The sequence below is a fragment of the Streptomyces sp. CoH27 genome (genome assembly GCF_020181035.1).
GTDB classification, from domain to species: Bacteria; Actinomycetota; Actinomycetes; order Streptomycetales; family Streptomycetaceae; genus Streptomyces; species Streptomyces camelliae.
Window position 1 is genome coordinate 16199 of sequence record NZ_JAIQYY010000033.1, and the last position, 13987, is coordinate 30185.

Consider the following 13987-nt stretch of genomic DNA (forward strand, 5'->3'; position numbering starts at 1 on the left):
GGAGACGATGGAACTCCCGCTGGTCGTGGGTGTCGACGGGTCGGATTCCAGCTTGCAGGCTGTGGACTGGGCGGTGGATGAAGCAGCGCACCACGGGCTGCCGCTTCGTCTGATCTATGCCTCCCTGTGGGAGCGTTACGAGGGAGGCCGCCCGTCGCTCAGCACCGAGCGTCCCGCTGAAGAGGTCATGGCGCAGCACATCATCGCCTCCGGCGTGGAACGCGCCCAGCGTCGCAATCCCGCGGTGAAGGCGTCGGGAGAGGTGCTGCCCGACGAAGCCGTGTCCGCGCTGTTGCGGGCCGGGTCCGAGGCATGGGGCGTGGTCACGGGCTCGCGTGGGCGGGGCGAGCTCGCCGGGCTGCTGCTGGGGTCGGTCAGCCTTGCGGTAGCGGCCCGCGCCGTCTGCCCGGTCATCGTGGTCCGCGGCTCGGAGGAGAGCCGGCAGGGCGCCTTCGCGCGGGTTGTGGTCGGAATCGGCGACGGGGCCGAGAGCTCGGCGGCGGTGCGGTTCGCCTTTCGCGAGGCCGAAGCGCGTGGCGGTGCGCTGACGGCCGTGCGGGCCTGGCGCACACCGGCCCACGCGCACGTGGACCATCCCCTGATCGTGGACGACGCGGCCCAGGCGCACGAGGAGCGTGCCTCGGTCAACCTCGACGACGCGCTGCGCCAGGCCGCACGGGAACACGCCAGCGTAGAGGTCCGCCGTCGGCCGGCCGAGGGCCCGGCCCACCGGGTCCTCGTTCAGGCGTCAGCCGATGCCGACCTGATCATCATCGGCGCCCAGCGGCGGCACGGCCACGTCGGTCTGCAACTCGGCAGGGTCGCTCACGCCCTGCTCCACCACTCCCAGTGTCCGGTCGCCGTCGTCCCTCAGCGTGTCTGAGCCCAGGTGGCGCCCGATGCCGGAGTGGACGTGGGAGTGGGACGGTTACGACCCCGCTGCCGAGCAACTGCGCGAGTCGCTCTGCACACTGGGCAACGGCTACTTCGCCACGCGCGGCGCGGTGCCCGAGTGCCGGGCCGGGCTGGTGCACTGCCCGGGTACCTATGCGGCCGGGTGCTACAACCGCCTGCAGTCGGCCGTGGCGGGGCGTCAGGTGGTGAACGAGGACCTGGTCAATCTCCCGAACTGGCTGCTCCTGCGGTTCCGGCCACGTCCCGCCGACGGGGCCTGGGGCCCATGGTTCTCCCCGGACACGTGTACCGTCCTGGACTACCGGCACACGCTGGATCTTCGCCGCGCCCTGCTCACCCGTACGTTCCGCTACCGGCCTGGCGACACCGGCGTGCTGAGTGTGGAGCAGACCCGCTTGGTGCACATGGCGGATCCTCATCTGGCTGCGCTGCGGACGGTCTTCACGGCCGAGGACTGGTCGGGGGAGATCGCGATCGAGTCCTGCCTCGACGGCGATGTGATCAACAGCAATGTGCATCGCTACCGCTCTCTCGACCGCCGCCACCTGACCCAGGTACGCACCGGCACGTACGAGCCGGACACGGTGTGGCTGCACTGCCGGACCAGCACCTCCGACATCGGCTTCGCCATGGCCGCCCGGACAGTCGTCGCCGGACGGCCGCCCGCGTCGTCCGAGTTCCGCTCGGTCCGCCACCGCGCCGTCCACCGCCTTGCGATACCCATCGCCCCGGGCCGACCCGTCGCCGTGGAGAAGACCGTGGCACTGCACACCTCACGCGACACGGCGGTCAGCGACCCACTGGAAGCGGCGCTCGACGGGGTGTCCATGACCGCTGCCTTCGCGGACCTGATGGATTCCCACGCTGCCGCGTGGGAGCAACTGTGGCGGCGAGCGGAGATCCAGGTGCCCGGCCAGGCCGGCCGCGTCCTGCGCCTGCATCTCTTCCACCTCCTGCAGACACTGTCCCCCCACACGGCGGATCTGGACGTGGGCGTCCCCGCCCGTGGGCTGCACGGCGAGGCGTACCGGGGCCATGTCTTCTGGGACGAGCTGTTCGTCCTGCCGTATCTGAACCTGCACTTCCCGGAGGTGTCCCGGGCGCTGCTCACCTACCGGTACCGGCGCCTGCCGCGGGCGTGCCGGGCCGCCGCCGCGACCGGCCGGGCCGGGGCGATGTACCCGTGGCAGAGCGGCAGCGACGGCCGCGAGGAGACACAGCAGCTGCATCTCAACCCCCGCTCGGGCAGCTGGCTTCCCGACCACTCCCGGCTCCAGCACCACGTGGGCTCGGCGATCGCCTACAACGTGTGGCAGTACTACGAGGCCACCGGCGACACCGAGTTCCTGCACACCAGGGGCGCGGAGATGCTCCTGCAGATCGCACGCTTCTGGGCGGACACCGCGGTCTTCGACCCCGACACCGACCGCTACCGGATCCGCGGTGTCGTAGGCCCCGACGAGTATCACGACAGCTACCCGGGAGCCGCTGAGCCAGGGCTGGACGACAACACGTACACCAACGTCATGGCCGCCTGGGTACTCACCCGCGCCCTCGGCCTTCTGCGGCGCCTGCCCGCCTGGCGCAGGGAGGAACTGTTCGACCGCGTCCGGCTGGACGTCGGTGAACTCCCGAAGTGGGAGGAGGTGTCCCGGCGGCTGCGGGTGCCGTACCACCAGGGCGTCATCAGTCAGTTCGAGGGCTACGACGACCTCGCCGAGCTGGACTGGGCCGCCTACCGAGCCCGCTACGACAACATCCGCCGGCTGGACCGGATCCTGGAGGCCGAGGGCGACGCGGTCAACCGCTACAAGGCGTCCAAGCAGGCCGACATCCTCATGCTCGGCTACCTGTTCTCGCCTGCCGAACTGCGGCAGCTTTTCCGGCGTCTCGGGTACGACCTGGACGACGAGATCTGGCGCAGAACCGTCGACTACTACCTTCAGCGCACCAGCCACGGCTCCACACTCAGCGAACTCGTCCACGGCCTGGTCCTCGCCAGAGCCAGACGGGCCGAGGCATGGCGCTACGTCCAGGAGGCCCTGGAGGCCGACATCGCCGACATCCAGGGCGGCACGACCGGCGAGGGCATCCATCTCGGGGCCATGGCCGGGACCCTGGATCTGGTCCAACGGGGTCTGACGGGACTGGAGGTCCGCGAGGACGCCCTGTGGCTGGACCCGGTACCTCTCCCGGCGCTCTCCGAGTACGGCTTCTCGCTGCGCTACCGCGGTCACTGGGGTGTCGGCGTACGACGCCGGAGCGGACAGCTGGAGATCGGGGTGCCCGACTCGGAGGAGTCCCCGATCCGCGTGGTGCTGGCCGACCGGGCCGTGACCATCGCACCAGGAGAGACCTGCACGCTGGTGCTGCCGACGAGTCATCGCCGACCACCGCGTCGGCATGATCAGTGAGACAGGTCTCGCACGCCGCCATCGCGCACCCCCACTCGGCCGGCGGCCTGACCGAGACGGCGCGGATGCCGGCCTACCCGGCCGCCCACAGCGCCCAGTGCGGCGCCCCGTCGTCTCGGAATGCCCGCCGTGGCCGAGGGCTCACCACCCTGGCCGCCGGACGAACGGACCCCGGCCTGCTGTCCCGCCTGCTCCGTCGCCCCGGTCTGCTGCCCGACCGGGCGCCAGCAGTCATCCGGATGGTGCCGCCCGCCTCGCCGCCTCCGCCCTGCCTGCCTTCGCCGACGACGTCGACCATCACCTCACCCACGGCGCCGGCCCCGCCGCCCACCAGCCACTCCTCCATCCCGTACCGCCAACAGCGCCCCCGGAGACCTGGCGATGACCCGCACCAGAACCCCGCGCATCAACCGCATCGCCTGCACTGGACAGGGCCTGTGTGCCGAACTACTCCCCTGCGAACGGGGCTGTCCTGTTCTCAAAGACCGGGCCGTGCCCGACCTTCTGCGCACGCACGCACGCCCGCCGCGCCGTCGCCGCCTGCCCCACGCCTGGCTGTCCGGCCCGGAAGCAGGGCCGGACGTCCCCTGTCACCCCACCGGACGGCGCGCTGTGATGGACGAGGACCGACCCGACGGTCGCCGCGCCGGACGGACCGAGGTGCGTCATGAATCACCGCTCCACTCTTGCAGCACGGCTACGTCGCCTGCCCGCGGCGGCCGCCTCCGCACGGCTCGAACCCGTCCTCCTGGCCGTCACGGCGGCTGCTCTGACCGCCGGCGGCATCGCCTGGCTCGCCGATTCGGGCAGGCTCGCCGACCTGTTTTGGGGCTTGGGCACCCTGTCCGCCGTCGTCCCGGCGGTGGGATGGGTACTGAGTGCCCTGCGGCACGGACACGCCGGCGTCGATCTCATCGCCGTCCTCGCGCTCGGCGGCACCCTGGCCGTCCACGAGTACCTCGCGGGTGCGCTGATCGCGCTGATGCTCGCCACCGGCCGCACCTTGGAGGCCGCCGCTCAGCGGCGTGCCTCTCACGACCTGCGTGCCCTGCTGGAGCACACCCCGCGCTCCGCGCGCCGCCGTACCGATGACGGTGTGGCCACGGTGCCGCTGGCCGAGGTCGCCGTCGGCGACCTGCTCATCGTCGGTCCCGGCGAGGTCGTCCCCGTCGACGGCCGCGTGGAGACCAATGCCGCTGTCCTCGACGAGTCGGTGCTCACCGGCGAGGCCCTCCAGGTCGAGCGGGCCCGGGACGAGCCGGTGCGCAGCGGCGTGGTGAACGCCGGAGGCGCCTTCGAACTGCGCGCCACGGCCACCGAGCAGGACAGTACCTACGCGGGGATCGTGCGGCTGGCCCGGCAGGCCGGCGCCGAGTCCGCGCCCGTCGTACGGCTGGCCGACCGATACGCCGCCTGGTTCCTGCCCCTGTCTCTGGCCGCGGCAGGCCTGGCCTGGCTGATCAGCGGCTCCGCCGTACGCGCGGTCGCCGTCCTGGTGGTCGCCACCCCCTGCCCCCTGCTGCTGGCCGCACCGGTCGCCATCGTCTCCGGTCTCTCCCGCGCCTCCCGCCTCGGCGTCGTCATCCGCGACGGCGGCACTCTGGAGAACCTCGGCCGGGCCCGCACCCTCCTGCTGGACAAGACCGGCACTCTCACCCGCGGCCGTCCCCGTGTCCTCGACGTCACCGCCGCCCCCGACGTCAAACCCGCAGAAGTCCTCCGCCTGGCGGCCTCACTCGACCAGTACTCACCGCACGTCCTGGCCCACGCCATCGTCGACACCGCCCGGGAACGCGGACTGACCCTGCCCGTTCCCTCCCACGTCACCGAGGAACCCGGCCGGGGCGCCACCGGCACCATCGACGGACACCATGTCTCCATCGGCCGCCTCGGCCCCACCGACGACCGGCCGACCTGGGCGAAGGCAGTCGACAACCGCGCCCTCCTCGACGGTGCGGCCGTCGCCTGGCTCACCGTCGACGGGCGCCTGGCCGGCGCCGTCCTGCTGCGCGATCCGCTGCGCCACGACGCCCCGCGCACCCTGCGCCACCTGCGAGCGGCAGGCATCAACCGGCTGCTGATGCTCACCGGTGACCGCGCGGCGCCCGCCCACGAGGTCGCCGCCGTCCTCGGCCTCGACGACGTCCGCGCCGAGCTCGGCCCGGCCGACAAGGTCGCCGCCGTACGCGCCGAACGCGAGCGCGCGGTCACCGTGATGGTCGGCGACGGCGTCAACGACGCCCCCGCCCTCGCCGCCGCCGACATCGGCGTCGCCATGGGCGCCCGCGGCTCCACCGCCTCCTCCGAAGCCGCCGACATCGTCCTGACCACCGACCGCGTCGACCGCCTCGCAGACGCCGTCACCATCGCCCAACGAGCCCGGCGCATCGCCGTGCAGAGCGCGCTCGGCGGCATGCTGATGTCCTTGGCCGCCATGGCCACGGCCGCCGTCGGTCTGCTCCCGCCCGCCGTCGGCGCCCTGCTCCAGGAGGGCATCGACGTCGCCGTCATCCTCAACGCCCTGCGCGCTCTGCGCGTTGACCAGGCCGCACGGTCGGCCCTCACCCCCGCTGCCGAAGCCCTCATCCACCGCTTCGCCGCCGAACACGACGACCTCCAGGACGTCCTCGAATCCGTACGCGACGCCGCCGACCGCCTCTCCGACAGCCCCGGCCCAACGGCCCTGGCGGCCGTCGAGGAGACCCACCGTCTGCTGACCGAACGGCTACTCCCCCACGAGTACGCCGAGGAGCACCAGCTCTATCCGGCCCTCGCCCCCACCCTGGGCGGCCCCGAGGCCACCGCCACCATGAGCCGCGCCCACACCGAGATCGAACACCTCTCCCGCCGCATCGCCACCCACCTACAACTCGCCCACGCCAACGGCGGCCTGGCCCCCGAACAACTCGACGACCTGCGCTCCTGCCTCTACGGCCTGAACACGGTGCTGCGCCTGCACTTCACCCAGGAAGAGGAGAACTACTTCTCCCTCGCCCCGTAAAAGTCGCGGGGAGCTGAACGCGGGTGCGACGCGGACGGAGCACACGGTCCGGATCCCTGCGCAGGTCGTGACCGGAGGCCAGCTGTCCTACAGACGTAGATCTCTCCGTCTGGGGCCCTGCAGGCTCGTGCGCTACGACGCGTTCTCTGCTCCCTGGGCGGCGGCTCGGCCCCCGAGCAGCGGTACGTTCCACCTCAGTCGGGTACCGCCCCCGGACGGTTTCTCCACGGTGAACCGGCCGCTCAGCGCGGTTGCCCGGTTTTCCAGGTTCGCCAAACCGCTGCGTCTCACGCCCTCCGGCATCCCCGAACCGTTGTCCGTGACCGTGAGCCGCAACTCGCCTCTGCCAACCGCGAGATGCACATCGACGGCGCTCGCGTCCGCGTGCCGGACGCAATTGCTCAGTGCCTCGGCGAGCACGGGGATCAGGTGGTCGGCCACGGCCTCGGGCACTTCGCTGTCCAACAACCCCTCCAGGCGCAGGGCCGGGGCGAAGCCGAGCGGGGCAATGGCCGCCTCCACCGTCGCGACCACCCGCCCGCGCAGAGTCTGCCGCTCCGGCCCGCCCTCATGTGTGCGCAGCCCGAAGACCGTCGATCGGATGATCTTGATGGTGGTGTCGAGGTCGTCCACCGTTTGCGCCAGCCGCCCGGCCGCCTCTGGCGGGCCCTGTACGAGGCGCTGGAGGCCCTGCAGAGCCATCCCGGAGGCGAACAGCCGTTGGATGGCGAGGTCGTGCAGGTCCCGGGCGATACGTTCGCGATCCTCGAACACCGCGAGCCGTTCCGCGTCACGGCGACGGTCCGCCAGCTCCATCGCAAGAGCCGCCTGCCCTGCGAAGCGGAGCAGCGGCTCGGTCTCCGCCTCTTTGAAGCGCCCGCCGTCCTTGCCCCGGGCGATCAGAAGTATGCCGCGGGCCGCCACACCTGTCCCCAAGGGCACCGCCGCCACGGGTCCGAGTCCGGCCAACAACTCCGTCTCCTCCTCGCTGGTAAGCGGATCATGCGCGACGTCGGCACTGACGACGGGTCCGTCGAAGGCCGCCCGGAGCAGTCCCTCTGGTCCTGTAGGGCGCAGACCCGTGTACTTCTGTGCGCCTTCCCCCACCGCCAGAACAGTGTGCAGCTCGTCCGTTCCCTCGACGGGTACGACGATGACGCCCAGGTCGGCGGAGGTGTTCCGCCGGGCGTGCTCCGCGATCAGCTGCAGCACCTCGCGCCGCGGCCGCCCCGACAACAGACCGCTCGTGACGTCCGCCCCGGCCTCCAGCCACGCTTCCCGGCGCCGTCCCTTCTCGTACAGCCGAGCGTTCTCGATCGCTACCCCGGCCGCGACGGAGAGCGTCGAGACGACCGCCTCGTCCTCGGCGTCGAACGCCTGCGCGCCACGCTTGTTCGTCAGATACAGATTGCCGAAAACCTCGTCGCGTACCCGAATGGGCACCCCGAGGAACGAGTGCATGGCCGGATGATGCTCGGGGAAGCCGTAGAAGTCCGGATGTTCGGAGATCTCCGCGATCCGCACCGGCTCCGGGTACCTGATCAGCAAGCCGAGCACGCCGTGGCCCTGCGGCAGTGGCCCGATCCGTTCCCGCAGCCCGTCACTCATCCCGACAGGTACGAACGCCGACAGCTTCCGGTCCTCGCCGATCACGCCCAGCGCCCCGAACTCGGCGTCCACGAGCGCGACCGCCGCCTCGACGATGTGCCGCAGCACCACCGGAAGCTCCAGCCCCTGGCCGACCGCGAGCACCGCCTCCAACAGCGGGTGCACCCGGTCCCGCATGCTCCGCATGGCATCCACACGCGCCTGAAGCTCGTCCAAGCACTCGTCCATGCGAATCCGCGGCCACGCCCTGCCGCTCTCGAAGCCGCCTGCATCCACGACAGCCTCCGCATGCTCCTCGGTCCAACAAGCCCCATCGAGCCCGCACTCCCCACGGTAGAACTGGGCGCCCCAGACGGGCCACAGAGCCCAATCCGCGAGTGGAACGGCAGGTCAGGTCGGGCGGCAGAGATCGCCAGCAGGACGGTCGAAGGCGGTTCCGTACTTACCCGCCCGTATGCCGCCCCGATCAGCAGCAAGCGTTGATCCGATGCGATGCGATGGCCCTGAGGATGCAGCCTTCACCATAGGGAACCCGACTTCAATGCGGGTGATCGATCCGGCCGCGGGGGACTGTCCGTCGACAAAAACAGTCCCCGGTAGTGCTGCACGTGTCCTGAAACCTCAGTCGTCACTGCTGTTTCGGTATCGCGCCGGCTTGCCGGGGGCCTGAACCACATCCTGTCCGAGTCACTCCGCCGACTAGACGTCCTCACCGGCTTTATGGCTCTTTCGGTGTTGTGGCCTAGTAACTACTTTGCACAGAATTCACACTAAGTCAACAGATATTTGGTAAATTCTCACTTTCAGGTATTGAGTGCCAAAGACGGAGGCAGGTCTGTCCGCGATCCGTGTCGTCACTGGCGGGAACGAGCAGGACGGGGCCGGTGCTGCCGCTGCGGGCTGGCCCTGCGCGACGACCGTTGCCGCAGCTGCCACCCGTACCGCCTCATCGACCAAGCCCGCCCGGCCTCCCGGCGGTTCACGCAACTGGTGATCGCACTGCCGACCGGCAAGGGCGGGCCGTTCGAGGCGTTCCCCGTCGGCGACGGCCAGGCGCCCGACTACGACGAGCAACGGCCCGCTCTGCACACGAGCCGCGGACAGGAAGCGCTGTTCACCAGCCGGCGCGACTGGGCCCCGGTGCTGGCCTGGCTGCGGAGCATGCCTTCGGGCGAGCCGCCGCTGACCAAGACCGCCCAGTGGTTGCTCGAGGAATTCACCCGCCATCGACCGGGACAGCGGCCGGACTACCGGAAGAACACCCGCACGCTCACCATCCTCCTGTACCGGCTCGGCGCCGAGACAGCCATCTTCGAACGCGACGTGCACGACCTGGCCCGGATCGACGTGAACCTCGCTGCCAAACCCGTCTGCCAGTTCCTGCGCGACCGCGGCCTGCTGGTGGAGGATCCCGAACTGCATCGGGACGCGGATCTGGTGTGGATCGAGTCGACTCTCACCGCCTTGCCGAAGCCGGTCGCAAGCGAGGTGGGAACCTGGGTGAAGGTCATGCGCGAGCAGGTTCGCCGCGAAGGCGAGCCCCGCGGGTACGACGGTATCCGCCGCTACCTCACCACGCTCCAGCCCACCCTCACCGTGTGGACCACGACGGCTGGCGTGGGCTCGCTGAGGGAGATCACGAAGGAGCAAGTCGAGGACGCCGTGGACGACTTGTCCGGCTACGCCCGTCGAGGACTGGCCATAGCCCTGCGCAGCCTGTTCCGCGCGCTCAAACGCGAGCGTGTGATCTTCCGCAATCCCGCCCGGGACCTCCCGGTCGGCGATCTCAAGGGGGTCCCGAAGTCCATCCCCGCCGACGTCCTGATGGGGCTGCTCGACCAGGTGACAACGCCGCTCGGCCGCCTCGTCGTCACCTTGGCCTCCATCCACGCACTGCCCGGACACGAGATCCGAACCCTGCGCGCCACGGGCCTCGACCTCTCCCGCGGCACCCTTGGAGTACAGCGCGGGCTCCTGCGGCACACCCTCTACTTGGAGGAACTCACCCACCAACTCGCCGCCGATTGGACGACCTACCGCCACCTTCGGTGGCCCGCCTCGGCCAACCCTCACCTGCTGGTCAGCCAGAAGACCGCTGTCGATCCCGACCACCCGGCCGTCAATATCGGCACGCTGCGCGCAGCCCTCCCCAAGGGACTGACGCTGGCCAGCCTGCGTCAGGACCGAATCCTGAACGAGGCGTTCGAGAGCGCAGATCCCCTCAAGCTGATGCGGCTGTTCGGCGTATAATTTGGGTCCGAACAATTCCAATGTCTCATAGCTTCTCAGGCGGCCCGAAGGAGCGTGCTCGTGCCCAGCCATCGATCCATCGCCGAAGCCGAGAAACTGGCAGCGGCCAGGCTCGGCGGTATCCCCGTCCGACATGACCAGATGGCCGTTGTCGCCAACATCTATCGCGCCGCCTCGGCGGTGCGGCAGCACCTGGAGAACTCCGTGCTGCGCGGCGTCGACCTGACCTGGACCGGCTTCGTGGTGCTCTGGGTCATCTGGATCTGGGGCGAGTCGGAGACGCGGCACGTGGCCGAAGAGGCCGGGATTTCAAAGGGCACGCTCACGGGGGTTGCCCGGACGTTGGAAAGACGAGGGCTTGTGCAGCGAGCAGACCATCCCACCGACGGGAGGCTGGTGCTCCTGAGCCTGACCGACGAAGGGGAGGAGCTGATGCAGCGCCTCTTTCCGGCGTTCAACGAGGAGGAGTCCTTCGTCACCGGGCGGCTCAGCGACGCGGACTGCCGGACCGTCGCCGACGGACTGCGCCGGGTGGTGCTGCAGGTGGAGGAGAACGGCGAGGAGCGCCGCCAGGATCTGTTGGGCGGTGCCGCCCCGGCGCCACGCCGCAGCGGCCGCCGTAAGGCCTGAGCCGCGACAGTCCCGGATGAGGGAGCCCAAATCGCTAGAGCTCGAATTGCTCGCCTGCGAAGGTTCCTGGCATCTTGGCTGGAACCGGCGACACCTCGGTCCAGATGGTCTTGCCCGTTGGCGTGTATCGAGTTCCCCACCGCTGCGTGAGTTGCGCGACCAGGAACAGACCTCGGCCGCCCTCGTCCTCCATCGCGGCCCGCCGCAGGTGGGGCGAGGTGTGCCCGCCGTCGGAGACCTCGACGATGAGGCCACATTCCCGGATGAGCCGTAGACACACCGGAGCGCCGCCATAGCGGATCGCGTTGGTGACCAGTTCGCTGACGACGAGCTCGACGACGAACGACGCGGCTTCGTCGACTCCCCAGGCGGCCAGCTGACCAAGGGCCAGCGACCGCGCTCTTGCCACTTCTCCGGCGTCGGAGGCCACGTCCCATGTCACCACCAAATTCTCGGCCAGGGCGTGGACGCGGAGCAGCAGCAGTGCGGCGTCGTCCTCGGGGAGCTGAGGCAGGAGGCTGGTGATGACCCTGTCGCATGTCTTGTCCAGTTGGCCGTCCTCGGGCCCGGCGAGTGCGGTGCAGAGAGCGCGGACTCCCGCGTCGATGTCCGTGTGACGGTTTTCGACGAGCCCGTCGGTGTAGAGAGCGAGCGTGGTGCCTTCCGACAGCTCGATGGCGGAGCATTCGAACGGCAGGCCGCCCAGGCCGAGCGGTGGTCCGGCGGGAAGGTCCACAAGCTCGGCGTGTCCGTCGGCGGTGACGAGCACGGGCGGCAGGTGGCCCGCGCGCGCCATGACGCAGTGCCGGGAGACCGGATCATAGATCGCGTACAGGCAGGTGACGCCCAGTGCCTGGTCCTCGGCCTCGGCGGGCCCGGAAGGCGGGGCTCCGGTCCGCGCCACCAGGTCGTCGAGCCGGGCGAGCAGTTCGTCCGGCGCGAGGTCGAGCGCCGCGAGGGCCGCGACGGTGGTGCGCACCCGGCCCATGGTGGCGGCCGCGCCCGTGCCGTGTCCGGCGACGTCCCCCACCACCAGCCCGACGCGTGCCCCGGAGAGGGGGATGACGTCGTACCAGTCCCCTCCGACGCCGGCGGGCCCGGCCGCGGGCAGATAGCGGTGAGCGACCTCCACACCCGGTTGCTGGGGCAGGGTGCGGGGGAGTAGATCACGCTGGAGCGTGAGCGCGGTCGCGTGTTCTCGGGCGTAACGGCGGGCGTTGTCCAGGCAGACCGCGGTGCGGGAGACGAGCTCTTCGGCGAGCTGGATCTCCTCCTGGTCGAAGGGGTCGGCGTGTCGGGAGCGTGCGAAGGCCACAACGCCCAGGGTGGCGCCACGGGCCTTGAGGGGAAGGGCGAGCACATGGGTCGCCGCGTCGGTGGCCGGCGCGTTCTCGGCCAGGCACCGCAGGCGGACGGTGTCCAGTGCGTCGTACGCGGTGTCCTTGGCCGCGGCGTGATCGGTGCGGTGAGCCACCTGGCACAGGGTGAGGTGGGTGCCGAAGTGTTGTGGTTCCTGCCCGCTCAGGACGGCTTCGATGATGTCCACGGTGACGGCGTCGGCGAACTCGGGGACCACGAGTTCCGCCAGATCTTGGGCCGTGCGCCGGATGTCCAGGGTCCTTCCGATACTGCCGCTCGCCCGGCTGAGCAAGGCGAGACGCTGGCGCGCCACATAGCGGTCGGTGATATCGAGGCCGGCCTCACAGACTCCGATCGGCCGGCCGTCATCGTCCTGAAGTCGGAAGTAGGAACACGACCAGACGCGTTCGTGATGGGGGTCGAGGTGAGTGGAGCTGCGATAGCGGACGTCGATCACGGGTGCGCCGGTGCGGGCCACGCGCTGGACGATCTCCTCGACGCTCGTGGCTGTCCCCTCCTCCCCCAGCACCTCGCCCTGCGGCAGGATGTCCTTCACGAACCTGTCGGCAGCGTCCTCCAGCAGGATTCCGAACTGTTTTTCGATCGCGGCGTTGATCCAGCGCACCCGGGCGTCCGTGTCGTAGACCACCAACTGGACGGGCGCTTCCCGGTCGAGTCCGTCAAGCATGGCCCGGCCGATGGCCTCCCGGTGCGCCAGCTCGGCGTCCATGGCCGTCAGCAGCCACCCGGTCGCGCCCGCCCCCAGGGCGAGCCGGGTGAGAGACAAAGACACGGACACCGGGCGGCCGTCACCGCGGCGGACCGGCCGAGGGCCGAGCGACCATGCCACACCACCGCCAGCAGCGGCTGAAACGCCGACACCCGTCTCGGCATCGGCCAGGACGGCGTCGGCGGACCGGCCGAGGACTTCTTCGGACGCCAGACCGAACAGTTCCTCGGCTTCCCGGCTCCACCCGGTGAACCGCAGGCGCTGGTCCAGCACCGCGGTCGCGCCGACGGGCGTCGGTATGGCCGAGGAAGACCTGCCGTGCGGCCGGACTGGCTGGTCACGCCCTTTGAAGATGCTCGTCATCGCCGCTCCTGAAGTGGGTGCAGGAGAGCTTCGGCTCATTCAATGTACCGCCGGTCGCCCTCGGTGACGTCTGCGCGCGATGGGCCACGAGGAGCCGGCGCAAGGCGTCGACACTCTCCTCAGTGCGGTCCGGTGCACCGGACGTGACCTGGTGGAAGACCAAGCCGTCCAGGGCCGCGAAGACGATCTCCGTCATCTCCTGCGACACGTCGAAGCAGGCCAGTGCCTCACGGACGGCATCGCGGTAGGCGTCGTAGAGCAGGTCGACGTGGTGGCGCAGTTCCGGCCGTCGGCTGGATTCGAGCTTCAGCTCGTACTGGAACGCCTGCAGATCCGGATCGGCGGCGATGAACGCGGCCAGCGTCGCGGCGAAGTCCTCCAGGCGGCCACTGGTGGGCACCAGCGACGACGTCTCGATGCTGCGCCGCACAGCCCAGCCCAAAGCCTCTTCGAGCAGCGTGTCACGTGATCCGAAGTGGTGGACGACGAGGCCATGGGTCACACCGGCCTCGGCAGCCACGGACCGGTACGTCAGCTTCCGCAGTCCCCCTCGCGCGACGACCCTGATGGCCGCGGCCATCAGAGCTTCCCGTCCCTGACCGTATCCGGGCCGATTGTCCTGGCCGCCAATCCCCTCCTCGACCACCGTCTCGGTCATGCACCCCCCTTTCCTCTCCCCCCTACGCACTCTCACAAGGGAATCTATCCTATTGACAA

At 70.2% G+C, this 13987-nt stretch carries 8 protein-coding genes; 5 read left to right on the top strand and 3 right to left on the bottom strand.

The annotated features are described in order from the left end of the window. Positions 1-7: 7 nt before the first annotated feature. From LE548_RS38150 to LE548_RS38160, 3 genes are all read left to right on the top strand, one after another. Positions 8-883: a universal stress protein gene (locus LE548_RS38150; protein ID WP_225101638.1), complete on the top strand. Its 876-nt coding sequence runs from the start codon at positions 8-10 to the stop codon at positions 881-883. 16 nt (positions 884-899) lie between these two features. Continuing rightward, positions 900-3329 carry a glycoside hydrolase family 65 protein gene (locus LE548_RS38155; RefSeq protein ID WP_225101639.1) on the top strand — a complete coding sequence of 810 codons (2430 nt, stop codon included), beginning with the start codon at positions 900-902 and terminating at the stop codon, positions 3327-3329. Between the two features lie 667 nt (positions 3330-3996). Then, positions 3997-6330 carry a heavy metal translocating P-type ATPase gene (locus tag LE548_RS38160; RefSeq protein WP_225101640.1) on the top strand — a complete coding sequence of 778 codons (2334 nt, stop codon included), beginning with the start codon at positions 3997-3999 and terminating at the stop codon, positions 6328-6330. A gap of 132 nt (positions 6331-6462) precedes the next feature. Here the strand turns inward: LE548_RS38160 and LE548_RS38165 are convergent, their stop codons facing one another. Then, positions 6463-8166 (bottom strand): GAF domain-containing protein, encoded by a 1704-nt coding sequence (locus LE548_RS38165; RefSeq protein ID WP_225101641.1) that lies wholly within the window; start codon positions 8164-8166, stop codon positions 6463-6465. Between the two features lie 762 nt (positions 8167-8928). Here LE548_RS38165 and LE548_RS38170 point away from each other — a divergent pair. After that, entirely contained in the window at positions 8929-10188 is a 1260-nt protein-coding gene (locus LE548_RS38170) for a hypothetical protein (RefSeq protein ID WP_225101642.1), read from the top strand. A gap of 60 nt (positions 10189-10248) precedes the next feature. Next, a complete protein-coding gene (locus LE548_RS38175; RefSeq protein WP_225101682.1) occupies positions 10249-10818 on the top strand; it encodes a MarR family winged helix-turn-helix transcriptional regulator in 570 nt (189 codons plus the stop codon). Positions 10819-10852: 34 nt separating this feature from the next. On the opposite strand, the gene LE548_RS38180 is transcribed toward LE548_RS38175, so the two are convergent. Both LE548_RS38180 and LE548_RS38185 read right to left on the bottom strand, forming a co-directional pair. Next, a complete protein-coding gene (locus LE548_RS38180) occupies positions 10853-13270 on the bottom strand; it encodes a SpoIIE family protein phosphatase (RefSeq protein ID WP_225101643.1) in 2418 nt (805 codons plus the stop codon). Continuing rightward, on the bottom strand, positions 13245-13928 hold the full coding sequence (locus LE548_RS38185) for a TetR/AcrR family transcriptional regulator (RefSeq protein WP_225101644.1): 684 nt from the start codon (positions 13926-13928) through the stop codon (positions 13245-13247). Before LE548_RS38185 ends, LE548_RS38180 begins: the two co-directional genes overlap by 26 nt. Positions 13929-13987: the final 59 nt, after the last annotated feature.